This window comes from Actinophytocola sp., assembly GCF_035634895.1.
GTDB lineage: Bacteria > Actinomycetota > Actinomycetes > Mycobacteriales > Pseudonocardiaceae > Actinophytocola.
This window is the reverse complement of record NZ_DASQCC010000152.1, coordinates 18,759-43,421: the sequence shown is the minus strand read 5'-3', so window position 1 is coordinate 43,421 and position 24,663 is coordinate 18,759. Positions and strand designations below refer to the sequence as shown.

Here is a 24,663-nt window from a genome sequence, read left to right as displayed (position 1 = left end):
ATGACCAGGTCGGGGTCAGTTGCCATCTTGGCGATCCTGGAAGGGAATCCCCCTTGCTACGACGATTATGTGCTGGGCTGTGCACGGCCGCCCTTGTCGTGACCGGCGTGACGGTCGGTGCGCCCACCGCGCCCACGGCGGGAGCGCGTACCGAACCGGCCGCGCGACCCCCTGAGGTGTCCGACCTGCCGAGCCCCGCCGACGTGACACGACGGACGCTGCGGCAGGAGGCGCTCGCGGATGTGTTGAAGGGCAACAGGGTCACCGAGAAGCGGGGCGCGAGCACCGTGGTCAGAACGGGCCGCAAACCCGCGCCGGGCCGGACCGGCGGCGGCCTCGTCGACTCCTACGTCGAGCTGGCCAGGGAGACGACCGACCGGATCTTCGTGGTGCTCGCCGAGTTCGGCGACCAGCGCCACCCGGACTACCCCGACGTCGACACCGACCCGGCCACCCCCGGCCCGGTGCGTTTCGACGGCCCCCGGCACGACCAGATCCCCGAACCGGACCGCCGCGTGAACAACACGACGATCTGGCAACCGAACTACGACCGCCAGCACTACCAGGACCTGTACTTCTCGACGAGCCCCGGCGCCAACTCGCTGGCCAACTACTACCGCACGCAGTCCTCCGGCCGGTTCTCGGTGACGGGCGCGGTCAGCGACTGGACCCGGGTGCCGTTCACCGAGGCACGCTACGGCCGGTCGAACGGCTTCCCGTGCGCCGGCGTCGTGTGCGACAACTCCTTCGCGCTGATCGCCGACGCCGCGAACGCCTGGTACGCCGGGCAGGTCGCCGCCGGCCGGACCGCGGCGCAGCTCCGCGCACAGCTCGCCACGTTCGACGTCTGGGACCGCGACGACCACGACGGCGACGGCGACTTCAACGAGCCGGACGGCTACCTCGACCACTTCCAGGTCGTGCACGCGGGCGCCGACCAGGCCGACGGCGACCCGGTCCGCGGCGAGGACGCGATCTACAGCCACAGCGCCTACGCGTTCGCCAACACCACCTCCGGACCGGACGGCAACCGGCGGGGGGGCATCCAGATCGGCGACACCGGCATGTGGGTCGGCGACTACACCATCCAGCCGGAGAACGGCGGCGTCAGCGTGTTCTGCCGCGAGTTCGCCCACGACCTCGGCCTGCCCGACCTGTACGACACCAACGGCGGCGCGAACAACGTCAGCTGGTGGTCGCCGATGGCGCAGCAGCGGGTGTCCGGGCCGGGCGAGGCCATCGGCACCCGCATCAACGACCTGGACGCGTGGTCGAAGCTACAGCTCGGGTGGCTGGACTACGAGGTCGTGGTGGCCGGCCAGACCCGCACGCTCGACCTCGGCCCGCACGAGTACAACTCGGCCAAGCCGCAGGGCGTCGTGGTCGTGCTGCCGGACAAGACGAGGACGTTCCAGTACGGCCAACCCTTCGCCGGCGCGAACCAGTGGTGGAGTACCAGGGGCAACAACCTCGCCACCACGATGACCCGGCCGCTCGACCTGACCGGCAGGGAGTCCGCGACGCTGACGCTGAAAGCCCGTTACGACATCCAGCCGGACTTCGACTTCCTCTACACACAGGTGTCGGCCGACGACGGCCTCACCTGGACCACCCTCGACGGCACCGCCGCCGGCACGGCGTTCCAGCGCGACGCCGGCGGCCTGCCCGGACTGTCGGGCAGCTCCAACGGGGCCTGGATCGACATGACCGTGCCGCTCGACCCGTTCGCCGGCAGGAAGGTCCTGCTCCGGCTCCTGTACCGCACCGACGGCGCCCTGGCCCGCACCGGTTTCTTCGCCGACGACATCACGGTCACCGCGGACGGCGCCCCGCTGCTGACCGACGGCGCGGAGAGCGGGGCGAACGGCTGGCTGCTCGACGGCTTCCGGACCGCTGCCAGCAGCGAGACCCGTGCGTTCGACAACTTCTACATCGCGTCGAACCGCACGTACGAGGCCTACGGCCAGTACCTGCGCACCGGTCCCTACAACTTCGGGTTCCCGGACCGGCCCGCCTTCGTCGAGCACTTCCCGTACCAGCCCGGTCTCGTGGTGTCCTACTGGGACACGTCCGAACCGGACAACAACACGAGCGAGCACCCCGGTTCCGGGCTGATCCTCCCGATCGACGCCCACCCCGCGCCCATCCACACCATCGAGGGCCAGCCGTGGCGTTCCCGGGTCGCCGGCTACGACATGCCGTTCTCGCTTCGGAAGGCCGACTCGTTCACCCTGCACGTCAACGGAAAGCCCAGCTACATCCGCGGTCAGAACGCCGTTCCGCTGTTCGACGACACGGGGACCTTCCTCTACGCCGACCAGCCACTCGCCGGTGTCGTCCTGCCGGCCACCGGGCTCACGATCCGCGTGCTCTCGCAGACCGGCACGTCAATGCGAATTCGCGTCGGCCACCGGTAGGCAGGGTGCGTGCGCGTTGACCACGCGGTGCGTCGAGGGCGGGTGGCGGTCGAGCAGGGCGGCGGGCCGGACCGGACGGAGCACGAGCCCACCGCCGCAGTTGGGGCAGACGCCGGCGAACCGGTCCTCGGCGCACCCGGGGCAGAACGTGCACTCGAACGTGCAGATGAACGCGTCCGCCGCGGGCGGCAGATCACGATCACAGCACTCACAGTTGGGCCTGAGCTCGAGCATGAGCCGAACTCTACCTCGGACAACGCTCAACCGAACGATCTCGAGAACTCACGCCGCGCCGGGCGAGACTGGCGCGGGGCCGCCGTGCGAGGAGGAGAAACCAGTGGAGTCCGACCAGATCCAGGACGACTCGACCGAGAAGACGATGTCCCGGCGCGGTCTGCTCGGCCGGACCGCGACGGCGTCGGCGGTGCTGGCGGTGGGTGGCCGGCTCGCCGACCCGGCCACGGCGGACGCGGCGGACGCGGCGCCGGAGCCCGACCGCGGTCTCGTCGACGTCGTGCTGCGGGTGAACGGGCGGGTGACGCGGCTGCGGCTCGATCCGCGGGTGACGTTGCTGGACGCGTTGCGCGACCGGGTGGGCCTGACGGGAACGAAGAAGGGCTGCGACCGCGGCCAGTGCGGGACCTGCACGGTCCATGTCGACGGCCGGCGGGTGCTGTCCTGCCTGACGTTGGCCGGCGCCGTGGACGGCCGGCAGGTCACCACCATCGAGGGGTTGGCGCGTGACGACGACCTGCATCCGGTGCAGCAGGCGTTCCTCGACCACGACGGGTTCCAGTGCGGCTTCTGCACGTCCGGACAGATCATGTCGGCGGTGGCCGTGCTCCGCGAAGGGCACGCCGGCTCGGCGGAGGAGATCCGCGAGTTCATGTCCGGCAACATCTGCCGCTGCGGGGCGTACGCCAACATCGTCGACGCGGTCCAGGCCGCACGAGCGGCCGGGGTGATGGACTGATGCGGCCCTACACCTTCGCGGTCGCCCGGAGCGTGACCGAGGCACTCGGCCACGGCGCGGCCGACACGGCCTACCTCGCCGGCGGAACCACCCTGGTGGACCTCATGAAGCTGGAGGTGATGACGCCGGACCACGTGGTGGACATCAACAAGGTGCCGCTGACCGGCGTGTGGACGCGGGCGCGGCGCCTGCACATCGCGGCGCTGGAGCGGATGAGCGACGTGGCCGCCCACCCGCTGGTGCGTGCGCGGTACCCGGTGCTGGCCGAGGCGTTGCTGGCCAGCGCGTCGCCGCAGCTGCGCAACATGGCCAGCATCGGCGGAAACCTGTTGCAACGCAGCAGGTGCGGCTACTTCCGGGACACCGCGACGCCATGCAACAAGCGCGTGCCCGGCACCGGCTGCCCGGCGCTCCAGGGCGCCAACCGGGGGCACGCCATCCTGGGCACGAGTGACTCGTGCGTGTCCACGCATCCGAGCGATCTCGCGGTGGCGCTCGTGGCGCTGGACGCCTCGGTGCGGCTGACGAGCCGGGCCGGGTCCCGCGACGTGCGGCTCGCCGACTTCTACCGGCTGCCGGGCACCACGCCGCACGTCGAGAACGACCTGCGGCCGGGTGAGCTCATCACCGAGGTGACGGTGCCCCGGCTCGACTTCGCGAACCGGTCGACCTACGTGAAGGTGCGGGACCGGGCCGCCTACGAGTTCGCGCTCGCCGCGGTCGCGGCCGCGGTCCTGGTCGAGAACGGCACCGTGCGCGACGTGCGGCTCGCGGCGGGCGGGGTCGGCACCCGGCCGTGGCGCCTCACCGAGGTGGAGGACGCGCTGCGTGGCCGCAGGCTGGCGCCCCACACCGTCGAGGCGGCCGCGAGCCTGGCCACGCGGGCGGCGCGTCCGCTGGCACACAACGGTTTCAAGGTGCCCCTGCTCCGGCACACGATCACGCGTGCCCTGACGAAGCTGGCGGGTTGACGATGGCCGCGAACGCACGTGTCGAGGGGCGGCTCAAGGTCACCGGAGCCGCCCGGTACTCCGCCGACTACCCCGTCGAGGGCCTCGCCCACGGCTATCTCCTGCTGAGCACGATCGCGCGGGGCACCGTCCGCGCCGTCGACACCGCGGCCGCGGCGGCGTCCCCCGGTGTGCTCGCCGTCCACACCCACGTCGACCCGCTGCCACTGTTCGGCGGCGCCGAGTCCGGCGTGGGCTACAACTGGCTTCCGTTGCAGGACGACCGGGTCCGCTACCACGGGCAAATCGTCGGGCTGGTGGTCGCGGAGTCCTTCGAGCAGGCGCGCGACGCGGCCGGGTTGGTGCGCCTCGACTATGACGCCGTACCGCCACGCACGTCGCTGCCGGACGGCATGCCCGGCGCCACCCTGCCGGACGACGTGAACGGTGAGCCCGCGCAGCTCGACCTCCTCGCCGAGGGCGTCACGTCCATCGACGACGCCCTCGGCGCGAGCGAGGTGGTCGTCACCGCCGCCTACTCCCAGCCGATCGAGTACCACTGCGCGATGGAGCCCCACGCCGCCATCGCGGTGTGGCGCGACGACTACCTCACCCTCTACTGCGGATCGCAGGCTCCCCAACTGGCCGCCGGGACGGTCGCCGCCACCATCGGCGTCGACCCGTCCCGCGTGCACCTGCTCAGCCCGCACGTCGGCGGCGGGTTCGGCAACAAGATCCTCACCTGGGGCCACCCCCTGCTGGCCGCGGCCGCGGCGAGGGCGCTCGGCCGGCCCGTCCGGATCGTGCTCACGAGGGAGCAGACCTTCGGCGTCACCGGCCACCGCTCGGCGGTGTCCCAGACGGTGTCGCTCGGCGCCGACCGCGCCGGGCGCCTGCGTGCCGTCAGGCACGACGCCTATGCCAGCATGTCCGGCGGCGGCGACGGGTTCCTCTACGAGGCAGGCCCGCACTCGACCTCGCGGTATTTCTACGCCTCCCCCAACATCCACGTCGGGCAGCGCCTCGTGACCCTGGACGTCCCACCGCAGACCCCGATGCGGGCGCCGGGCCAGGAAGCCGGTTCCTTCGCGTTGGAGACGGCCATGGACGAGCTCGCGGTGCGGCTCGACCTGGACCCGGTCGAGCTGCGCCTGCGCAACTACGCCACCACCTACCCCGGGCGCGACGTGCCGTGGTCCAGCAAGCACCTCGACGAGTGCTACCGCGTCGGCGCCGAGGCGTTCGGCTGGGTGCGGCACGCGCCCCGGACGGTCGCCGACGGCGACTGGCTGGTCGGGACCGGCATGGCGACCACCGCCTACCCCGCCTCGCGCTACCGCACCACCGGGAAGGTCCGCCTGCGGGCCGACGGCACCGTGGTGGTGTCCACGGCGACGTCGGACCTCGGCACGGGGATGTGGACGGTGCTGGCCATGGTCGGCGCCGACGCCCTCGGCATCCCGCTCGACCGTGTTCGCCCCGAGCTCGGGGACTCCGCGCTGGTCGACAACCCCGGCGCGTTCGCCTCGGCGGGCACCGCCAGCTCCGCCCCCGCCGTCCAGGCGGCCGCCGTGGCCGCGACGCGTGCGCTGCTCGACCTCGCGGTGACCCACGAGCGCTCCCCGTTCCATGGCCTGGGCCAGGATCAGGTGCGCTACGAACGCGGTGACGTCGTGGGGCGACGGCGACGCGTCGCCTTCGGCACGCTGCTCGGCATCGTCGGCATCGCCGGGATCGACGCCACCGAGACCACGGCGTTGGGCCCGGAACGCGAGCGGTTCGCGTTCACCTCGTTCGGCGCGCACTTCTGCGAGGTGGCGGTCAACCGCTGGACCGCGGAGCCGCGCGTCCGCCGCGTGACGACGGTCGTCGACGCCGGCGCCATCGTCAACGAGAAGACGGCACGCGGCCAGATCGTCGGCGGCGTGATCTTCGGCATCGGCCAGGCCCTGCTCGAGGGCGCGCACGTCGAGCCCGGCACCGGCCGGATCGCGGACGCCAACCTCGCCGACTACGTCGTGCCGGTCAACCTCGACGTCCCGCCGGTCGACGTCCACTTCCTGAACCATCCCGACCTGGCGTTCAACCCCCTTGGCGCACGCGGCATCGGCGAGATCGGCACCGTCGGCATCGCCGCGGCCGTCGGCAACGCGATCCACAACGCCACCGGCCGCCGCGTCCGCGACCTGCCCATCACCCTCGACAAGCTCATGGACGCCTGACTGACGTCGCTCGCCGATTTCCCCCGGTTGGGCGACCGGGAACGTACCCGGCATGCCCTAGGGTCCTTCGCGTGGCGGACGTCATCGAACTGCGGCAGTACACCCTTCGTCCGGGGCAGCGGGAGGTGCTGATCGAGCTGTTCGACCGGGAGTTCGTCGAGACCCAGGAAGCCACCGGGATGCGTGTCCTGGGGCAGTTCCGGGATCTGGCCCGCCCGGACCACTTCGTGTGGCTGCGCGGCTTTCCCGACATGGCGGCCAGGAACCGGTCCCTGACGAGCTTCTACACCGGCCCGACCTGGAAGGCGCACGCCGCGGCCGCCAACGCCACCATGATCGACACGGACGACGTGTTGCTGCTGCGCCCGGCCGGGCCGGGCGTACTGGCCGACCTCGACCCCGCGGTCCGGGGCACGCCCGCCTCGTCGGTGGTCGTCGCCACGATCCACCACCTGCCGGTGCCGCCGGACGACGAGCTGGTCCGCTTCTTCGACGGCGCCGTCCTCCCGCTGCTGGAGAAGGCCGGCGCCACACCGCTCGCCCTGCTGCGGACCGAGTACGCGGAGAACGACTTCCCGGGACTGCCGGTCCGGACGGGCGAGCACGTGCTCGTCGTGCTCACCGCGTTCCCCGGGCACGACGCGTCCGTCGCGCACGAGGACCGGCTGGCACAGTTGCCCGAGTGGCGGGACACCGTCGAGCCCCGCCTGCCCGGCCGTGTCGAACGGCTGACGCTGACCCCCACCGACCGGTCGATGCTGCGCTGAGGATCAACGCAGTGCCGAGGACAGCCGGCTGACGAGCCCCGGCAGCTCGGCGCCCGGTGCGCGGGCGGCGAGCGCACGCAGCGTCAGGCATTCCTCGCGGTACCACGCGAGCCCCGCGCCGCGGTCGCCGGCGAGCCGGGACAGCTGGTCCCGCACGGCACCCTCGTAGTACCCGACGATGCGGTGGGTCGCGGACAGCTCGTCCTCCGCGGTGACGTACTCGCCGCGGGCGAAAAGCCGTACCAGCCCCGGCACGCGGTACCGGTCCATCCGGGGCGTCTCGACGAGCCCCGCGTCGACGAGTCGCTCGGCGGCCAGCTCGGCGGCGGGCACGGGCACGTCGAGCGCGGCCGCGAGCACGGCCGTCGAGACCACCGGCAGGTCCAGGACGCCGAGCTGGCCGAGAGCGCGGGTCGCCAGCGGGTCGGCGGCGTCCGCGATCAGCCGGACGCCGGCCAGCAGGCTGGCACGCACACTGAGGCCGTCACAGGTCAACGCGTCCAGCCGCCGCCGTGGGTCGGCCAGCCGCGCGGCGAACTCGCCGACCGTCCACTCCGGACGCCGCGCGAGCCGGGTCGCCGCGATGCGCAGTGCGAGCGGCAGCTGGTCGCAGAGCCGGACGAGCCGGGTGGTGGCGGCGAGGTCGGCGTCCACCCGGGCGGCCCCGGCGTACCGGCGGACCAACGCCGTCGCGGCGGCGATGGGGAGCCTGCCGAGGCGAAGCAGTCCCGCGCCGTCCACCGTGGTGGACGCCGGCCGGCTGGTCAGGATCACCGCGCAGCCGGGTGTCGAGGGCAGCAGCTGGCGGATCTGGCCGTCGTCGAGGACGTCGTCGAGCACGATGACCACCCGCCGGCCGGCCAGGGCCGTGCGCAGCAACGCGGCGGCGCCCTCCTCGTCGGCTGGGATGGTCGCGGCCGGCACACCCAGTGCCGCGAGCAGGAGCGCGATGGCCGCCACGGGCCGCCGTGGGCCGTGGGCCGCCGACGCCTGGAGGTTCAGGTACACCTGGCCGTCCGGGAAGGCGCCGGCCACCCGGTGGGCGGCATGCACCGCGAGGGTCGTCTTGCCGGCGCCCGCAATGCCGTGGATGGCGCAGCGCTGCTCACCGCCGGTCAGCCGGGAGGTGACCCAGGCCAGCTCGCGGTCCCGGCCGACGAAGGCGGGCACGTCCGGCGGGAGGGTGCGCGGCACGGCCAGCCGCAGGACCGCGGTCGCGGCCGCGCCGCGACCGGGCGCCTCGAGCAGCTGCGGGTCGTCACGCAGGATCCGGCCCTGCAGCTCCCGCAACGGCTTGCTTGGTTCGACACCGAGCTCGTCGACCAGCAGCCGGCGCAGGTCCCGGTACGCCCCGAGTGCCTCGGCCTGCTGACCGGCCCGGTAGAGGGCGACCATCAGGTGCGCGTGGAGCCGCTCGCGCAGCGGGAACTGCGAGACCATCACCTTCAGCTCGGGCAGCAGCGCCTCGTGCCGGCCGAGCCCGATCTCGGCCTCGATCCGCGCCTCCACGACCGCCAGCCGCGCCTCCTCCAGCCGCGCGGACTCCGTCAGGACCGACGGCACCAACCCCACGTCCGCCAGCGGCGCCCCACGCCACATCCCGAGTCCCTGGCTCAGCGCCGCGACCGCGGCGGGCAGGTCCCCGTCGGCGAGACTCCGCCGGCCGGCCGCGGCCAGCTCCTCGTACTCGTCGACGTCGGTCGTGCCCGGCGGCAGCACGAGCTGGTAGCCGGGCGCCCGGGTGCTCAGCATCCGCCCGTCCGGGTCACCGAGGCTGCCACGCAGCCGCCAGACATAACCGGCCAGCAGGCCGGTGGCACTCGGCGGCGGCTGCTCGCCCCACAGCTCGGCCATGAGCTGGTCCGCCGACACCGCGCGGTTCGCGTTGATCAGCAGCACGGCCAGCAGCGCCCGCTGCTTCGGGGCGCCGATCGAGGACCAGCGCGGGCCGGCGGAGAACTCGAGCGGACCCAGCAGCCGGAACCGCACGGGTGCCGGTGACTCATTCGATTTCCCGTTAATTGACGTCCCCCATTCCGCGGTGCTCTACTCGCACACTATGAGCAACGCTAATTCATGGCTGTTGGAGATTCGACTGTTCACGTTGAAGCCGGGCACTCGTGCGGAATTCGACCGGATAAGCCGCGAGGGCACGATTCCGTTGATGCGTAGCCTGGGAATCACGGTCGTCGCACACGGACCGTCGCTGAACAATGACAACGGCTATTTCCTGCTGCGGGCATTTCCCTCCGAACAGGACCGGGTCGAACGCGGCCAGTCGCTCTACACCACACCGGAATGGCTGGCGAACTACGACGACGTGGTCCCCCCGATGATCGACGCCTATGACACCGCGGTGCTGTCCATGGACGCCGCCGCCTTCCGGGAGCTTGCTGGCGTCTCGTGACCCCGAGACCCGTACGGGGATCAGGCGGTAGGTCGGGCCAGACCGGCCAGCAGGAGCGCCTCGGCGAGGCAGACCCGGCCGAACTCGCCGAGGTGCAGGCTCTCGTTGGGTCCGTGCGCCTGCGTGTGCGGATCCTCGACGCCCGTCACGAGGATCGCGGCGTCCGGGAACTCCGCCTGGAACGTCGAGACGGCCGGGATGGAGCCACCGACACCGATCTCCACCGGGGCCACCCCGTCCCACGCCGCACGCAACGCCGACCGGGCCGTCTCGTGGTGCGGTCCGGCGGTGTCGATGACGCAGGGCGCGCCGCCGCCGTCCAGCTCGACCGAGACCGCGGCACCCCACGGGCGGTGTGCCTCGAGATGGTCGCGGAGCGCGGCGAACGCCTTGCCCGGGTCGTCGCCGGGAGCCAGCCGGGCGCTGATCTTCGCCCGTGCCACCGGCACCAGGGCGTTGCCCGCCTGGAGGACCGACGGCGCGTCGACGCCCAGCACGGACAGCGATGGCCTGGTCCACAGCCGGTCCACCATCGAGCCGGTGCCGATGAACCGAACACCGTCGACCATGCCGGCCTCGGCCCGCACCCGCTCCTCCGGGAGCACCAGTGTGGACTCCGCCCCCACGGCGAGCCCGTCGACGGCGACGTCACCCGCGTCGTCGTGCAACGTCGCCAGCAGCCGGGCCAGGGCGGTCAACGCGTCCGGCACGGCGCCGCCGAAGGATCCACTGTGCACGGCCGCGTCGAGGGTGCGTACCTCGACCACGCAGTTGACGATGCCCCGCAGGGAGACGGTCAGCGCCGGCCGGCCGACGTCCCAGTTGGCGGAGTCGGCGATCACGATGACGTCGGCACGCAACGCCTCGCGGTGCACGCGGAGCAGGTCGGACAGCGACGCCGAGCCGTACTCCTCCTCGCCCTCGACGAACACCACCACCCCGACCGGCAGGGCGTCACCGAACGCGCGCAACGCCACGACGTGCGCCATCAGCCCGGCCTTGTCGTCCGCCGCGCCCCGGCCGTAGAGCCGGCCGTCGCGTTCCACCGGCTCGAACGGGTCGCTGTCCCACAGCGTCTCGTCGCCCGGGGGCTGCACGTCGTGGTGCGCGTAGAGCAGAACGGTCGGCGCGCCGGGTGGGGCGGGCCGGCGGCCGATGACGGCGGGCTGGCCGCCGGCCCGCACGACGGCGGTGTCCAGGCCGCAGCCACGCAACAACGCCGCCACCGCCTCGGCGGAACGGTCCACGTGCGCGTGGTCGAACTCGGGGAAGGCGATGCCGGGAATGCGGACCAGCCGCTCGAGGTCGGCCCGTGCCCGGGACAGCTCCCCCGCGACGGCCGACCGCAGTGAAACCTCTGTCGCATCTGGGGTCGTCATGCACCGAATGGTACGGCGCGACCGGTGGAAAACGACGGTCTCCTATCCGGAAAACCGTTACACCCCAACCGAATCGTCCACGGTCTACGCTCGGTGCCATGTTGCTCGGCATCGACCACATCGGGCTCGTGACCGACGAGCCGTCGGCACTCGCACCCACCCTCGCCGCGCTCGACATGTCCAGGGTCGACAGTGGTGTCGCGACCGGGTATCGCGTGGCGTGTGAGTTCTGGCAGCCGGGCGGACGCGCCGGCCAGCCGATGATCGAGCTGGTCTCCCCCGCCGGCCCCGGCTCGACGCTCGACGGCCACCTCGCCAGGTTCGGCCCGGGGCTGCACCACATCGCGCTCGAGGTGGACGATCTGGAGACCGAGCTGGACCGCCTGCACGGCAATGGTTTCACCATCGTCGACCGGGAACCCTGCGCCGGCGCCCGCTCGGCCATGCTGGTCGCCTTCACCTACCTAGCCCGGCCGGCCGGGCTGCTCGTGGAGCTGGTCCAGTACGACCGCGGCCCGCTCAGCGAACCAGCGTAGCCGCGGCCACCCTGCTCGCGGCGAGCACCGTCTTGGCCGCCCCGCCCGAGCCGCCGGTGAACGTGAACACGCCACCACCGAGCGCACGCAGCGCCAACCCCGGCGGCTCGCGGTAGCAGTCCGCCGACACGGTCGTCCGATGTGGACAGTGCCCGGGCGGCGGGTGGCCGAGCAGCTCCCGCGCCTGTGCGGCGACCCGTTCCACGAGTGCGTCGTCCGGCCGCGGGTCGGACGGGTCGACGTCCCACCGGTCGCAGGGCAGGCCCAGCAGGAACCCCGTCCCGGCCGGACGTCCCCACATGCCGGTGGGTTCGAGGACGAACGGGCCGAGCCCGTCGGGGCGCCCCTCGTACACGGTGTACTGGATCTGCTTGACCCGGAGCCCTCCGGTGGGCAGCCCGCTCGCCGTCAGGAGTGCCGGCGTCCACGCGCCGGCGGCCACCACGACCGCGTCGTAGCCCGCGACCGCGCCACCGGCCAACCGCAGGGCCGGGCCCGGCGCCACGGCGGCCACCGGCTCCGGCCGGACCGTCGCGCCGCCGTCGGCGAGCCAGCCCAGCACGGCCGCACGCAACCGGGCCGGCGACAGGTACCCCGCGTGCCGCTCGGCGACCGCGGTCACCCCGTCGGGCAGGCCCCGGAACGGATAGCGCGCGGCCAGCCCGGCTCCGGTGAGCACTGTCGCCGATCCGGGAAGTGCCTCCTCGATCACCCGGACCGGACCGCTCGCGTCGGCGCCGGGTGGCAGCACGTACACCGACCCGACCTCCTGGTAGGCCGCCACCGCCCGCAGCGCGGGGTCCGCGCGCAGCTCCGCGAGGCCGGCCACGGCCAGCCGGCCCGCGGTCGAGTCCCGCTCGAAGCCGCGGACCAGACCACCGGACGCACCGGACGCGTCACCGCCGGCCGGTCCCCCGGTGTACACCTCGACCGCGATCCGCGGCGCCGACCGACGCAGCCGCCAGGCGAGCAACGCACCCGCGACGCCGGCACCGACCACTCCGACCCGCACCAGAACCTCCGGCCCGCTCAGTCGGTGCCGGCGGCGGCGCGGGCGGCCACCACCCGGCGCAGGTCGGCGGTGAAGTCCGCGACGCGCCTGCGCAGTGGCAGCTCGACGTCGGGCCGGGCCAGCAGCTCCTCCGCCAGCCGCAGTGTTTCCGCCGTGGCGGCGTACCGCGGGTAGAGGAACCGGACCAGCACGTCCAGCACGAGGTCACCCCGCAGCGTGGCCGCGGCGGGCATCTCGGCGAAGAACCGTGGCACGTAGCCGGCGGTCAGCTCGGCCTGTTCCGGTTGCCAGAAGCCCTCGGCCAGTGCCCACAGCCCGTAACTGGACACGCTGGTGTCGCCGGTGATCGCGTCCCAGGCGGCACGCTTGGCCGCCGGATCCGGTCTGGCCGCACGACATTTCGCGGCGAACTGCTCGCCCCGCGTGGTGGGGTCGGCCCGGAGAGCGGCGGCGACCTCGTCCTCGGCGAGGCCACCGAGCACCGCGAGGCGGTACCGGGTCCGCCACGCCAGGTCGTCGTCGAGCACGAGACCGGCCGGCAGCCGGGTGCCGTCGAGCCACCCACGCAGCTCGTCGGCGTCGGCGCTGAACTCGATGAGCCCCCGGCACAGGCACAGCCAGATCTCGTCGCTCGGCGCGACGCCGGCCATGCGGTCGCGGATGCCGCCGGCGATCTTGGCGAGCGCGGCGGAGCGCCGGCCGGGGTGGAGGAACCGGTCGGCCACGTCGATGCGGGCCTGCTCGAGCACCTCGGCGACGATGGCCGGGTCCGACTCCACCGCGAGCATCCCGGTCACCAGGTCGAGGTGGTCGGCGGCCGGGTAGGCGCCGTCCTGCACGGCCATCAACACCGCGCACCACACCATCGCGCGGTTGCGTGGGGACAGCCGGGGCAGCTGCTCGCCCAGCGCGGCCCGGGAGCGGGCGTCGAAGCGGACCTTCGCGTAGGTCAGGTCGCCGTCGTTGAGCAGCACGAACCTCGGCGCCGGCCTGCCGACGAGTGCCGGCAGCTCGGTCCGGGGGCCGTCGATCGCGACCCGCAGGGTGGCCGGCTCGTCGCCATAGCACCCCACGTCGATCGTGTGCGGGCGCAGCGTCGGGTGCGCGGCCGGGGCGTCCTGGCGCACGGCGGCGGCCGTGACCACCCCGTCCGCCACCGTGATCTCCGGGGTCAGCGTGTTCGCGTCGCAGGTGCTGAACCACACCCGGGCCCACTCGGTCAGGTCGGTTCCGGTGGCCTCGCCCAGCGCGGCGAGGAAGTCGGCGAACGTCGCCGTGCCGTACGCGTGGCGGGTGAAGTAGGTGCGCAGGCCCGCGCGCAGTGCCGGGGTGCCGACCCGCGCGGCCAGCTGACGCAGCACGGAGGAGCCCTTGAAGTAGGAGATCCGGTCCAGCTCCAGCAGCACCGTCCGCACGTCCGGTCCGGCCAGGCCGACCGGATGCGTCGAGGGCCGCTGGTCCGCCACGTAGGCCTGGGCCTTGCGCCGGACGGCGAACGTGGTCAACGGTCCGGAGAAGCGCGTCACGTCGCTGGTGACCCGGTGCGCCATGTAGTCGGCGAAGGCCTGGCCGAGCCACAGGTCGTCCCACCATCTGTTGGTGACCAGCCCGGCCAGCCACATGAGGGACAGGCCGTGCGCGATGACCACGGCCCTGGTCTCCCGCTCGCTGTCGGGCACCGGGGAGGCGAACAGGTACAGCTCGCGCAACAGCACGCAGCCGGGGTGGTCGAGCGACAGCACGCTGAACTCCGGGGCGAAGACCTGGTCGAACTTGCCGAACGGGTAGGGCACGCCGAACATCCGCTCGTACTCGTCGAGGCACTGCCCGGTGATCTCGAAGACCTCCTCGACGTCGCCGGCGAGCCCGTCGGCCAGCGAGGCCCGGCAGTGCAGGCCGAGCGGCACGCCGGCGTGCTCGGTGTGGAAGGACTCGTACGGGCCGGCGACCAGCGTGGTCAGGTAGGTGGCCAGGGGTGCCGTCTCGGCCAGCTCCCAGCGCCGGGGACCGACCCGCGTCGCCGGCGCGTTGCCGAACACCTTCCAGTCGTCGTCCGGCACGGTGACGGTGAACGTGAACGGCGCCTTGAGGTCCGGCTGGTCGAAGCAGGCGAAGACCCGTGGCGCGTTGTCGATGAACACGAAGGCGTACAGGTAGATCCGGCCGTCGGCGGGGTCCACGTACCGGTGCAGCCCCTCGCACTCCCGTGAGTAGGCCATGTCGGCGACCACGACCAGCTCGTTCTCGGCGGCCAGGCCGGACAGGGTGACCCGGCCGTCCTCGGGGACCGCGCCCAGCTCCACCCCGTTGAGGGTCATCGAAAGCAGGGCGCGGGGGCGCACGTCGAGAAATGTGCTGGCAGCGCCCGTGCCCGCCTCGAAGACGACTCGTGTCGTAGATCGAAATGTCTCGTCGCCGGTCGTCAGATCAAGGTCGACCCGATAGGAGCGGACGCGCAGCAATGTGCCCCGCTCGACCGCTTCAGCGTGCGTCAGACTACGCATAATGCGCCCCTCCAAATAGCTGCACCATGGCCGCCGAATAGCCGCACCGCGATGTTCAACTGGATTCGGTAAACCAGTTGAACAGCACCTCCGGCATCGGGCCGCGCGTGGCGCCCCCGGCCAACACGGTTGCTGATCGTCCAGCGAACTCCTCGGTGAGACAACCCGTTAAACGAACCCGGAACCGCGCCGACAAGGTCACCGAACGCCCGCCACTCAATCCATTCAGAGCAGCGCTCAACTGTTTGCCGACAACTCACTTGAGCACCTAGTTCCGGGCAGATTGACGACATACCCTCAGAGGCCACGAAGGGGGAGGGCACTGATGATGCTATCTCGCGAGCCACCCTAATCCTGATTCAGAACAGGGCACAGTCGACGAAAGTTCACTAATTCGTCGACGGCTGCACGAAACCGAAAATCAAGGGGAGCGGCGACGTCGGAACAGTGCCGAGACAATTGGCACGAATCGGCGTTAGGGGGCCGAACCCGCTCAGGATATGACTTTTTTTCGCCATTTACAACTCGATAGGGGGTGCCGATTGCCCGGGCAAGTTCAACACGGTCCCAGCCAGGGTCACTCGGCTGATTTGGACGAGGCTGACCTGGCAGAACACGGGGAGGGGTCGCCGCCGATCGGTTATCCGACGGCGGACCAGCTCACATACACGGTTCCGGTCGCCACGTTGCGACCGGCCGACTCGCCGCGGCTGGTCGGCGAGGACGCCGAACACATCCGAGTACTGGCCGAACCGGACCGCGCGCTGCCGCCGATCCTGGTGCATCGTCCGACCATGCGGGTCATCGACGGGATGCACCGGCTCGGCGCGACCCGCCTGCGCGGCCAGGACACGATCGACGTGGTCTTCTTCGACGGGAGCGAGGAAGACGCGTTCGTCCTGGCGGTCAAGGCGAACGTCGCCCACGGCATGCCGCTGTCCTACGCGGACCGGGAGGCCGCGGTGGCCCGGATCGTGACCTCGCATCCGGACTGGTCCAACCGGGCCATCGCCGCGGCCGCCGGGCTGGGTCCGCGGACCGTGGCCGCGGTCCGCGGACGCATTGAGGGGCTTCCCCAGGGCACGGCCCGGATCGGCCGCGACGGCCGGGTCCGCCCACTGGACAGCACCGACGGACGGCGCGTCGCGAGTCGACTGATCGCGGCCTTCCCGGATGCGTCGCTGCGTGCGATCGCACGCGCGGCCGGGATCGCCCCGGCCACCGTGCGTGACGTACGCGAACGGATCCAGCGTGGCGAGGACCCGGCACCGGCCCGCCGGCCACGGGCCAGCCGGGACGGCCAGCCCGCCCGGCGCCTGGCCACGCCGTCCACCCACGACTACGCCGAGCGTCTCTCGACACAGGAACGCAACGACGTCCTGCGTGGGCTGGAGCGTGACCCGTCCCTGCGCTTCGCGCACACGGGCAACCGGGTGCTGCGCTGGCTCGTGCGCCGGGTGATCGCCGAGGAGGAGTGGCAGGAGCTGGTCGACACGGTGCCACCGCACACCGTGTACATCCTCGCCGCGCTGGCCCGCCGGTGCGCCAACGAGTGGATCGAGTTCGCCCAACAACTGGAACGGCGAATCGGGTCGAAGAAATCATGAATCCGTGCCTCGGTGTTCAACTGGGTATACCGACCTCGGTTGAACACCGAGCATCCTCAAGCGGTTGTCGAGCGGTGGAACGTGGGGCACGATTCCCACACAACGTGCTGAGGGACCAGTTCTGAGCCCAGCTCAGGCACCGGTAACAGGCCATGAATTCCCGCCAACCAGTTTCGTGCGACGGAATTCGTGCTGCCCGAATACCGGCGGCCGGCTCGGCGAGAGGAGCACCAATGGCAGGACCTGTTGTCGAATTCGGCATCGCCGGTTTCGGATACGCGTTCGGCGAGGACCAGGACGTCCGGCGCACCGCGGGCGACTACGTCACCGACCCGGAGCGCATCGTCCGCTGGGGCTACGAGACCTTCCACCGCGCCCCGGACGGGGTCACCTCGACCGCACTCGCGGGCGAGGCGGCCCGCGACGCGCTGACCAGGGCCGGCGTGGCGCCGGCGGACGTCGACCTGGTGGTGGTGGCCAACTCCGAGCTGGCCGAGTACCCGTACTGGGACTCCTCCGCAGCGCTGGCCAGGGAGCTGACGATCCGGGAACGGCAGACGATGCTGCTGACCGAGGGCTGTGCCTGCGGGGTCACCGGGCTCGGCGCCGTCGCCGGACAGCTGCTGACGCAGCCGGAGCTCGACACGGTCCTGTTCACCGCCGTCAACCGGGTCAGCGAGTTCCACCGCAACCGGATGAACGTCAACAGCGCCGTGCACAGCGACGGCGCGGTCGCCGTGGTCCTGCGCCGCGGCCACGACCACAACCGCTGGCTGGCCACCGAGCAGTTCACCGACTCCGACATGTGCGACTGGTTCCGCACCGACTACGGCGGCAGCGTCGCGCCGGTGCCGCCGGCCGGCTGGTCGAGCACGACCGCGCCCAGTGGCACCGAACGCGTGCAGGCGCACTTCCAGAAGGACCCCCGCCAGCTCCAGGCGTTCAGTGCGCAGCTCAACGCGCGGGTCGTCGAGGTGATCGACCGGGCCTGCCGGCGAGCCGGCGTGCGCCGCGCGGACCTCGCCCGGTTCTTCTACATCAACGACCCGGACGGCATCGCCGACCTCGCCCCGCTGGTCGGCGTCCCGCTGGCGGCCACCAACCACGAGCTCGCGGGCAGGCACGGGCACATGGGGGCCGCCGACCAGCTGGCGGCGCTCGGCACCTACGTCGACCGCGGCGAGCTGCGTCGGGGCGACCTCGTCGCGCTGGGCGGCATCTCGATCGGGATGCGCTGGTACTGCACGCTCGTCCGAATCTAGGCAGGAGCCGATGAACGACGTCACGGAACTGCTCGACGACCTCCGCGAGGCGGTGGCGGGGCAGGCGGCGCCCGCACCCGCGGTACGGCGCCGGCTCGCGCGGGTCGAGGACCCAGCCGCGGTCCGCCGGGCCGGCCGCGTCCTCGCCGGCCTCCCGGCCGCCACGCCGGACCTGCGGCCGGTCTCGCTGGCCGTGCTGGCCACCTGCACGATCGGGCCGTTCGAGCACCTGCTGCGCGCCGCCCTCGTCGCCACCGGCGTCCAGCCGGCCCTCCACCTCGGGGACTACGGCACGTTCGACCTGACACTGGCCGCCGGCGAGCTCGCCGGCTCCCCCGACGTCGTCACGTGCCTGCTCGACGAGCGGTACTTCCTGCCCCGCGAGTGGAGTGCCACCGACCCGGACGGCCTGGCGGCACACCTCGAGGACCGCTTCGCCGACCTGCGTGGGCTGCTCCTGGCGAGCCTGCGGCGCACACCGGCCGCGCTCGTGCTGCACACCGTCCCGGTCCCGGCACGGCTTCGGGAGTCGGTGATCAGCTGGCGGGCTCGCGCCGCGGTCGGCCGCGCCTGGCACCGGCTCAACGCGGACCTGCTCGGCCTGGCCGGCGAGCACGGCCGGATCACGGTCGTGGACCTGGCCGGCGAGCTGGCCGACCACGCCGTCGCGGCCCGGGACGACCGGCTGCACGCCTACGCCGACCTGCCCTACACCGACGGCGCGTTGCTCGTGCTGGCCCGGCAGGTCGCGAGGGTGGTCGCGGCCCGCTCGGGGCTCTCGCGCAAGGTGCTCGCCCTCGACCTGGACAACACGTTGTGGGGCGGCGTGCTCGGCGAGGCCGGCGTGGCCGGGCTGCAGCTCGGCGGGCTGTACCCCGGCAACTGCTACCAGGACCTGCAGCGGACCGCGCGGCGGCTGCGTGAGCAGGGCGTCATCCTCGTGCTGGCCAGCAAGAACGACGCGGAGCCGGTGGACGAGGCGCTGGCCGGTCATCCGGAGATGCTGCTGCGCCAACAGGACTTCGCGGTGCGCGCGGTGAACTGGTCGGCCAAGGCCGAGAACCTGCGCGACGCCGCCGAGACGCTCAACCTGGGCGTGCAGGCGTTCGTGTTCATGGACGACTCGCCGTTCGAGCGTGGGCACGTCGCCGCCGAACTGCCGGACGTGGCGGTGGTGGCGGCCGACGGCGACCCGGCCAACCTGGTCCGCTCGCTGCTGCGGCCCGGCTGGTTCGACGTGCCGGAGCTGACCGACACCGACCTGAGGCGCCCGGAGCTGTACCGCTCACGCGCGCTGCGCACCGACTTCTCCACCGGGTTCGCCTCCTCGGAGGACTACCTGGGGGCCTTGCGGACGCGGGTGGCCGCGCATCCGGTCACCACCTTCGAGGTGGGCCGGGTCGCGCAGCTTTCGGCCCGCACCAACCAGTTCAACCTGACCGGGCGCCGGTTCGACGAAGGCGCCACCACCGCGATGAGCACCGATCCGGCCCACCTGGTCGTGTCGTTCGCGGTGTCGGACCGCTTCGGCGACGAAGGCATCGTCGGCGCCGCGTGGGTCGAGTGCCGCGGCCGGATCTGGTGGGTGCTGAACATGGTGCTGAGCTGCCGGGTCTTCGGCCGCGGCGTCGAGTTCGCGATCGTCGACTGGATCGTGCGCCGCGCCAGGGAGAACGGCGCGACCGCGCTGGTCGGCCGCTACGTGCCGACCAACCGCAACGGCGTGGCCGACGGCTTCTGGGAGAAGGCCGGCTTCACCCCGTCCGGCGAGGACGGCACGTACACGGTCGTGCCCGCCACCGCGCCGACCTGTTTGCCCACCTGGATCACCTACCTGGACACGGATGATGACTGACATCGACGACACGGCGACCGTCGTGCTGAACACGCTCTGCGACGTGCTGAAGGAGCCGGTCGACGACCTGCGCGCGCGTCCCGTCCTCGCCGTCCACGACTGGGACAGCCTCGCGTCGCTGGAGGTCCTGTCCCAGCTGGAAAGCCGGCTGGCGGTGACGCTCGACCTGCGCGCCTACCACGCCGCACGCACGGTCACGGACCTGATCGACCTCGTCGCGACCACCGCGGCGACCAACGCGGCCATCGGTCGGCGCGGATAACCCGGAGGGATTGCGGTGCGATTTCAGGAAGTAGAGCTGTTGGCGATCGGGGCGGGGCCGTCCGGCCTCGCGCTGGGGGTCGCCGTCGAGGAGCTCGCGCGGACGGAGCTGGCGAAGGACACCCTGATCGTCGAACAGCAGGACGACGTGGTGTGGCAGCGGGGCATGCTGATCCCGTGGACGCAGAGCCAGGTGTCGTTCCTCAAGGACCTGGTGACACTGCGCAACCCGCGTAGCGCGTTCAGCTTCGTCAACTACCTGCACTCCGTGGGGCGGCTGGACCAGTTCATCAACCTGGGCAGCTTCACCCCGTACCGGATGGAGATCTCCGGCTACCTCGGCTGGGTCGCCAAGTCCCTGCCGAACGTGCGGATCGACTACGGCAGGCGGTGCGTGTCGGTCCGGCCGTTCGGCATCGCGGACGGGACCGGCGAATGGCTCGTCCAGATGGCCGACGGCGGCGGCGTGGTGTGCCGGCACCTGGTGATGGCGACCGGGCGGGACCCCTACATCCCCGAGGTGCTCGCCGGCATCCCGCGCGAGCTCATGCTGCACAGCACCGAGTTCGCGGCCAGGATCGGCGAGCTGGACCCGGAACGGACACGCCGGATCGTGGTCGTCGGCGGGGCGCAGAGCGCGGCCGAGATGCTGTACGCGGCACACCAGGCGTTCCCGCGGGCGCACTGCGCGATGGTGATGCGCTCGATCGGCCTGAACGCCTACGAGGTCAGCAGGTTCACCAACGAGTTGTACTACCCGTCCTTCGTCGACGAGTTCCACTCGGCGCGGCCCGAGGCCAGGGAGCAGCTGCTGCGGGAGATGCACCGGACCAACTACGCCGGTCTCACCCCGGACATGCTCGACACGCTGTACCGGCAGATGTACATCGAACGGCTCACCGGGACCGAGCGCATCGAGATGATCCCGATGGTCGACGTGGCCGCCGCCGAGCTGGACGGCCGCGAGGTCGTGCTCACCCTCGTCGACCGCAAGACCGGACAGCGCACCAGGCAACGCTGTGACGTGGTGCTGCTCGGCACCGGCTTCGTCCGGCGGATGCCGAGGATCGTCCAGGACATGGCGGCCGCCGTGGGGATCGACGAGGTGACCGTCAACCGCAGCTACCGGATGAGCCTGCCGCCGTCGTTCACCGGCACCTGCCACCTGCAGGGCGTGAACGAGGCCACCCACGGCATCGCCGACTCACTGCTCAGCGTGCTGGCCGCGCGTGCCGGGGAGATCGTCGCGGACCTGCTCGCGAGCCGCAGGACACCCCCGCCGCCCGACCCCACCGAAGACACCGAACGCCCGCTGGCCGCGACCCAAGGAGCGCAGTGACCATGATGGAGATCCGCAAGTTCGACCGCGCCAACCTCAAGCCGGACAACGGACTGGCCGCGACGCGGCTGATGCCCTGGCCGGAACTGGACGCACCGTTCGAGGGCTCCTGGTGCGTGGTCGCGCCGGGCGCCGAGTCCGGCGCGCACAGCCACCACGAGCACGAGATCTGGGTGGCCATGACCGGCGCCGCGGAGATCGTCTGCGACGGGCGCCGGCTGCCGTTCACCGCGGGCGACGTCGTGCGCTTCCCGCCGGGGTCGCACCACCAGGTGGTGAACACCGGCGTCGAGGAGTTCCAGATGTACGCGGTGTGGTGGGACAGGGACATGGCCGGGCAGTTCGCCGCACGCGACAAGACCAGTGTGTAGATGTCCAGGACCATCGTCGTCGCCGCGACGCCGACGTCCAACGGCGACCTCCACATCGGACACATGGCCGGCCCCTACCTGGCCGGCGACGTGTACGCCCGCTACCTGCGGGCCACCGGCGTCCCGGTGACCTACACGACCTGCACCGACGACAGCCAGAGCTACGTGGTGTCCACCGCCCGCCGGTTGGGCACCACCCCGGAGTCCCTGTGCGCCACGTCGACCGCGGCGATCGAGGCCTCGCTGTCCGCGATGGGCATCTCGATGACCGGCCTCCCGCCGATCGACGAGGTGTACCGGCACGCGGTGCTCGAGTTCGTCACCGCCCTGTACGAGGCGGGCCGCTTCCGGACCCGCACGGTGCGGCTGCCCTACGCGACCCGGGCCGGCACCTACCTGTTCGACGGGTTGGTCACCGGCACCTGTCCGGTCTGCCTGGCCGGCAGCAGCGGCGGGGTCTGCGAGGCGTGCGGGCACCCGAACAACTACGACCAGCTGCTCGACCCACGCTCCACAGTGGACCCTGACGACCCGGTGTCCTACCGGGACGCCGAGATCCTCGTCCTGCCGATGGAGGACTACCGCGACCGCCTGACCGCGTACTTCGCCGAGCGGGCGGGAAAGTGGCGGACGCACGCGGCGCAGCTGATCGGCGAGCTGCTGGCCAGGCCGCTGCCCGAGATCCCGGTGACCATCCCGGCCGGCTGGGGTGTGCCCGCGCCGTTCCCGGAGACCCACGGCCAGATGCTCTACCCGTGGATCGAGGCGATGCCCGCGGTCATGTACAGCACCTGGTGGTCCGTCGGCGACACCGCGCTGCCGGTGGACGAGCACTGGCGTGCCGAACACGACGCGGAGGTCGTCTACTTCCACGGCTACGACAACGTCTACCACTGGGGCCTGATGGACCTGGTGTTCCTGCTGGCCCACGGCGACCGGTACGTGCTGCCGGCGGTCAACGTGTGCAACGAGTTCTACGACCTGGCCGGGGAGAAGTTCTCCACCAGCCGCAACCATCTGATCTGGAGTGTCGACCTGGTCGCCGAGGTGCCGAGGGACCTCGTCCGGTTCCACCTGGCGCTCACCGCACCCGAGCAGGCACGCACCAACTTCAGCCGGGAGGCGTTGCACGACACCGCGTACCGCCGGCTCGGCACACCGTGGAACGCCTTGGCCGACGCGATGTCCGCACGCGGGCTCGCCGGCACGCTGCCGGTCACGCCGGCCGGGCGGCGGCGTGCCGCGGCCATGCTGGAACGGTTCCACAGCGGCTACGCGCTGCCCGGCTACAGCATGAACCGGGTCGCCGAGACGGTGCTCACCCACCTGGCGCGGCTGCGCGACCTCGCCGCCGACCCGACGACCGCGCATGGCGACCTCGTGCTCGAGGTGCGCACGTTGCTCGCCGGCGCCGCCCCGATCCTCGTCGACACGGCCGAAGCGGCCACCGCGGCCGGGGTCGACCTGTCCCTTTCCGCCGTACAGCCCGACTCCGTCCCCGCGTTCGAGCTCCCCCGGCTGCCAGAGGAGGCGAGCCATGAAGCTGCTGACCATCGAGACTCGGCAGTACCTGACCTACTACCACTCCCGCTATCAGCAGGTGCGGGAGCTCGGGGTCGACCTCTACGTGATGAACGGTGAGGGCACCGAGGACTTCTGGCCGGCCGACCACTACCGGCTGGTGGGCACGAAGAACATCGACGACATGATCGCCTGTGCCAAGGAGTGGCACGCCACCGAGCGGTTCGACGGTGTGATCACCTTCTCCGAGGCGGCGGTCATCGCGGTCGCGGCGGTGGCCGACGCGCTCGGCCTGCCGAGCATCGGCGTCGACGCCGCCCGCAACAGCCGCAACAAGCTGTTGATGCGCCAGGCCTACGAGCGGGCCGGGGTGCCGATTCCCGCCTTCCGGTTCGTCACCGACCTGGCCGACGCGCTCGCGGCCGGCGCCGAGTTCGGTTACCCGGTCGTGCTCAAGCCCACCCTGGGCGCCGGCAGCCACCTGGTGTACCGGGTGGACGGTCCGGCGGAGATGGCGAAGAACTTCGCGACGGCCAGCGACGGCCTGCGAAACATGTTCTGGATCGACGCCGAGGCCGACGGTGTCGACCTCGGCCCGATCGGGTTGCTCGTCGAGTCCTTCCTGGACGGACGCGAGTACCTGATGGAGGCGCTCGCCTGGGACGACGAGGTCTACCTCGGCTCGGTCGTCGACCGGATCACCGCCGAGGGCCACAGCTTCGACGACGACGTGCACCACGCGCCGACGTCGCTGTCGGCAGAGGACCTGGCGAGGGTGCACCACGTGGTGCGGGCGGCCGCGCACGCGCAGGGCCTGCGGCGCAGCGCCATGCACGCCGAGGTGCGGTTCCACGACGGCGAGCCGCACCTGCTGGAGATCGCGGCCCGGGTCGGCGGCGGCGGGTTGGACCTGATCGCCCGGCTCACCGCGGACTACGACCCGATCCACGCCGTGGTGGACGTCGGCCGGGGCGTGCGGCCGGCGGTCCGGCACTACTGGCCGACCGGGACCCACATCACCGCCATGTGCCTGATCTGCGACGGCGGCGTGGTCAAGAACATCGAGGTGCCGCCGGAGGTGAGCGAGTCGGACCGGGTCTTCCTCCTGAAGATCACCGCCCGCCCCGGCGACGTCATCCGGCGACCGCCCGACGGCAACACCATCTTCGGCTTCCTCGGCACCACCGGCACGTCCAGGGACGACGCGTTCGACCTGATGACCGAGCTGGCCGGCAGGATCATCGTCACCCTGGAGGACAACTAGTGCGCGTCGCCCACCC

At 71.9% G+C, this 24,663-nt stretch carries 20 protein-coding genes; 15 read left to right on the top strand and 5 right to left on the bottom strand.

All coding sequences use genetic code 11. The features are described 5' to 3' along the window. Window positions 1-107 precede the first annotated feature (107 nt). On the top strand, window positions 108-2,417 hold the full coding sequence (locus VET29_RS22785) for an immune inhibitor A domain-containing protein (protein ID WP_324923760.1): 2,310 nt from the start codon (window positions 108-110) through the stop codon (window positions 2,415-2,417). Here VET29_RS22785 and VET29_RS22780 read toward each other — a convergent pair. Further along, a complete protein-coding gene (locus tag VET29_RS22780) occupies window positions 2,388-2,651 on the bottom strand; it encodes a DUF1272 domain-containing protein (protein WP_324923758.1) in 264 nt (87 codons plus the stop codon). The two genes, VET29_RS22785 and VET29_RS22780, sit on opposite strands and share 30 nt — an antisense overlap. A 103-nt stretch (window positions 2,652-2,754) precedes the next feature. Between VET29_RS22780 and VET29_RS22775 the strand changes: the two genes are divergently transcribed. The 4 genes from VET29_RS22775 to VET29_RS22760 all read left to right on the top strand — a co-directional run bounded on the left by VET29_RS22775 (window position 2,755) and on the right by VET29_RS22760 (window position 7,329). Beyond that, a complete protein-coding gene (locus VET29_RS22775; protein WP_414636572.1) occupies window positions 2,755-3,390 on the top strand; it encodes a (2Fe-2S)-binding protein in 636 nt (211 codons plus the stop codon). Further along, the gene (locus tag VET29_RS22770) at window positions 3,390-4,361 is read left to right on the top strand and encodes a xanthine dehydrogenase family protein subunit M (protein ID WP_324923756.1); all 972 of its coding nucleotides are present in this window, start codon (window positions 3,390-3,392) and stop codon (window positions 4,359-4,361) included. Before VET29_RS22775 ends, VET29_RS22770 begins: the two co-directional genes overlap by 1 nt. A 2-nt stretch (window positions 4,362-4,363) precedes the next feature. Beyond that, window positions 4,364-6,562: a xanthine dehydrogenase family protein molybdopterin-binding subunit gene (locus VET29_RS22765; protein ID WP_324923754.1), complete on the top strand. Its 2,199-nt coding sequence runs from the start codon at window positions 4,364-4,366 to the stop codon at window positions 6,560-6,562. A gap of 71 nt (window positions 6,563-6,633) precedes the next feature. Further along, window positions 6,634-7,329, top strand: coding sequence for an NIPSNAP family protein (locus tag VET29_RS22760; RefSeq protein WP_324923752.1), 696 nt, complete (start codon window positions 6,634-6,636; stop codon window positions 7,327-7,329). A 3-nt stretch (window positions 7,330-7,332) separates the two neighbouring features. Here the strand turns inward: VET29_RS22760 and VET29_RS22755 are convergent, their stop codons facing one another. Beyond that, window positions 7,333-9,318, bottom strand: coding sequence for an AfsR/SARP family transcriptional regulator (locus VET29_RS22755; RefSeq protein WP_324923750.1), 1,986 nt, complete (start codon window positions 9,316-9,318; stop codon window positions 7,333-7,335). Between the two features lie 70 nt (window positions 9,319-9,388). On the opposite strand from VET29_RS22755, the gene VET29_RS22750 reads away from it, so the two are divergent. Then, window positions 9,389-9,736: an NIPSNAP family protein gene (locus VET29_RS22750; protein WP_324923748.1), complete on the top strand. Its 348-nt coding sequence runs from the start codon at window positions 9,389-9,391 to the stop codon at window positions 9,734-9,736. A 20-nt stretch (window positions 9,737-9,756) separates the two neighbouring features. On the opposite strand, the gene VET29_RS22745 is transcribed toward VET29_RS22750, so the two are convergent. Next, the gene (locus VET29_RS22745) at window positions 9,757-11,115 is read right to left on the bottom strand and encodes a dipeptidase (RefSeq protein ID WP_324923746.1); all 1,359 of its coding nucleotides are present in this window, start codon (window positions 11,113-11,115) and stop codon (window positions 9,757-9,759) included. A 98-nt stretch (window positions 11,116-11,213) separates the two neighbouring features. Here VET29_RS22745 and VET29_RS22740 point away from each other — a divergent pair, with 98 nt between their 5' ends. Next, window positions 11,214-11,651, top strand: a complete 438-nt coding sequence (locus VET29_RS22740; RefSeq protein WP_324923744.1) for a VOC family protein — start codon at window positions 11,214-11,216, stop codon at window positions 11,649-11,651. On the opposite strand, the gene VET29_RS22735 is transcribed toward VET29_RS22740, so the two are convergent. Together VET29_RS22735 and pepN are read right to left on the bottom strand one after the other, a co-directional pair. After that, entirely contained in the window at window positions 11,635-12,663 is a 1,029-nt protein-coding gene (locus VET29_RS22735; RefSeq protein WP_324923742.1) for an FAD-dependent oxidoreductase, read from the bottom strand. The genes VET29_RS22740 and VET29_RS22735 overlap by 17 nt on opposite strands. A 17-nt stretch (window positions 12,664-12,680) precedes the next feature. Further along, on the bottom strand, window positions 12,681-15,167 hold the full coding sequence (gene pepN / locus VET29_RS22730) for an aminopeptidase N (RefSeq protein ID WP_324923740.1): 2,487 nt from the start codon (window positions 15,165-15,167) through the stop codon (window positions 12,681-12,683). Window positions 15,168-15,853: 686 nt separating this feature from the next. Here pepN and VET29_RS22725 point away from each other — a divergent pair. From VET29_RS22725 to VET29_RS22690, 8 genes are all read left to right on the top strand, one after another. Continuing rightward, entirely contained in the window at window positions 15,854-16,774 is a 921-nt protein-coding gene (locus VET29_RS22725) for a ParB/RepB/Spo0J family partition protein (protein WP_324923738.1), read from the top strand. 233 nt (window positions 16,775-17,007) lie between these two features. After that, window positions 17,008-18,036 carry a 3-oxoacyl-ACP synthase III family protein gene (locus VET29_RS22720; RefSeq protein WP_324923736.1) on the top strand — a complete coding sequence of 343 codons (1,029 nt, stop codon included), beginning with the start codon at window positions 17,008-17,010 and terminating at the stop codon, window positions 18,034-18,036. A gap of 10 nt (window positions 18,037-18,046) precedes the next feature. Further along, window positions 18,047-19,891, top strand: a complete 1,845-nt coding sequence (locus VET29_RS22715; protein ID WP_324923734.1) for an HAD-IIIC family phosphatase — start codon at window positions 18,047-18,049, stop codon at window positions 19,889-19,891. Further along, a complete protein-coding gene (locus VET29_RS22710) occupies window positions 19,881-20,153 on the top strand; it encodes an acyl carrier protein (RefSeq protein ID WP_324923731.1) in 273 nt (90 codons plus the stop codon). Before VET29_RS22715 ends, VET29_RS22710 begins: the two co-directional genes overlap by 11 nt. A gap of 39 nt (window positions 20,154-20,192) precedes the next feature. After that, window positions 20,193-21,491, top strand: coding sequence for a lysine N(6)-hydroxylase/L-ornithine N(5)-oxygenase family protein (locus VET29_RS22705; protein WP_324923729.1), 1,299 nt, complete (start codon window positions 20,193-20,195; stop codon window positions 21,489-21,491). Window positions 21,492-21,493: 2 nt separating this feature from the next. Further along, on the top strand, window positions 21,494-21,862 hold the full coding sequence (locus tag VET29_RS22700; RefSeq protein WP_324923813.1) for a cupin domain-containing protein: 369 nt from the start codon (window positions 21,494-21,496) through the stop codon (window positions 21,860-21,862). Continuing rightward, window positions 21,863-23,503, top strand: coding sequence for a class I tRNA ligase family protein (locus VET29_RS22695; RefSeq protein ID WP_324923727.1), 1,641 nt, complete (start codon window positions 21,863-21,865; stop codon window positions 23,501-23,503). Beyond that, a complete protein-coding gene (locus VET29_RS22690) occupies window positions 23,400-24,647 on the top strand; it encodes an ATP-grasp domain-containing protein (protein WP_324923725.1) in 1,248 nt (415 codons plus the stop codon). The genes VET29_RS22695 and VET29_RS22690 overlap by 104 nt, the downstream gene beginning before the upstream one ends. The last annotated feature ends 16 nt before the right edge of the window (window positions 24,648-24,663 follow it).

Excerpts from the sequence above, each read along its gene's own strand:
- VET29_RS22740 (WP_324923744.1), top strand. The coding sequence starts at position 11,214 with ATGTTGCTCGGCATCGACCACATCGGGCTCGTGACCGACGAGCCGTCG.
- pepN (WP_324923740.1), bottom strand. The coding sequence starts at position 15,167 with ATGCGTAGTCTGACGCACGCTGAAGCGGTCGAGCGGGGCACATTGCTG.
- VET29_RS22770 (WP_324923756.1), top strand. The coding sequence starts at position 3,390 with ATGCGGCCCTACACCTTCGCGGTCGCCCGGAGCGTGACCGAGGCACTC.
- VET29_RS22750 (WP_324923748.1), top strand. The coding sequence starts at position 9,389 with ATGAGCAACGCTAATTCATGGCTGTTGGAGATTCGACTGTTCACGTTG.
- VET29_RS22715 (WP_324923734.1), top strand. The coding sequence starts at position 18,047 with ATGAACGACGTCACGGAACTGCTCGACGACCTCCGCGAGGCGGTGGCG.
- VET29_RS22690 (WP_324923725.1), top strand. The coding sequence starts at position 23,400 with ATGAAGCTGCTGACCATCGAGACTCGGCAGTACCTGACCTACTACCAC.
- VET29_RS22700 (WP_324923813.1), top strand. The coding sequence starts at position 21,494 with ATGATGGAGATCCGCAAGTTCGACCGCGCCAACCTCAAGCCGGACAAC.
- VET29_RS22745 (WP_324923746.1), bottom strand. The coding sequence starts at position 11,115 with ATGACGACCCCAGATGCGACAGAGGTTTCACTGCGGTCGGCCGTCGCG.
- VET29_RS22765 (WP_324923754.1), top strand. The coding sequence starts at position 4,364 with ATGGCCGCGAACGCACGTGTCGAGGGGCGGCTCAAGGTCACCGGAGCC.
- VET29_RS22710 (WP_324923731.1), top strand. The coding sequence starts at position 19,881 with ATGATGACTGACATCGACGACACGGCGACCGTCGTGCTGAACACGCTC.
- VET29_RS22695 (WP_324923727.1), top strand. The coding sequence starts at position 21,863 with ATGTCCAGGACCATCGTCGTCGCCGCGACGCCGACGTCCAACGGCGAC.
- VET29_RS22720 (WP_324923736.1), top strand. The coding sequence starts at position 17,008 with ATGGCAGGACCTGTTGTCGAATTCGGCATCGCCGGTTTCGGATACGCG.
- VET29_RS22780 (WP_324923758.1), bottom strand. The coding sequence starts at position 2,651 with ATGCTCGAGCTCAGGCCCAACTGTGAGTGCTGTGATCGTGATCTGCCG.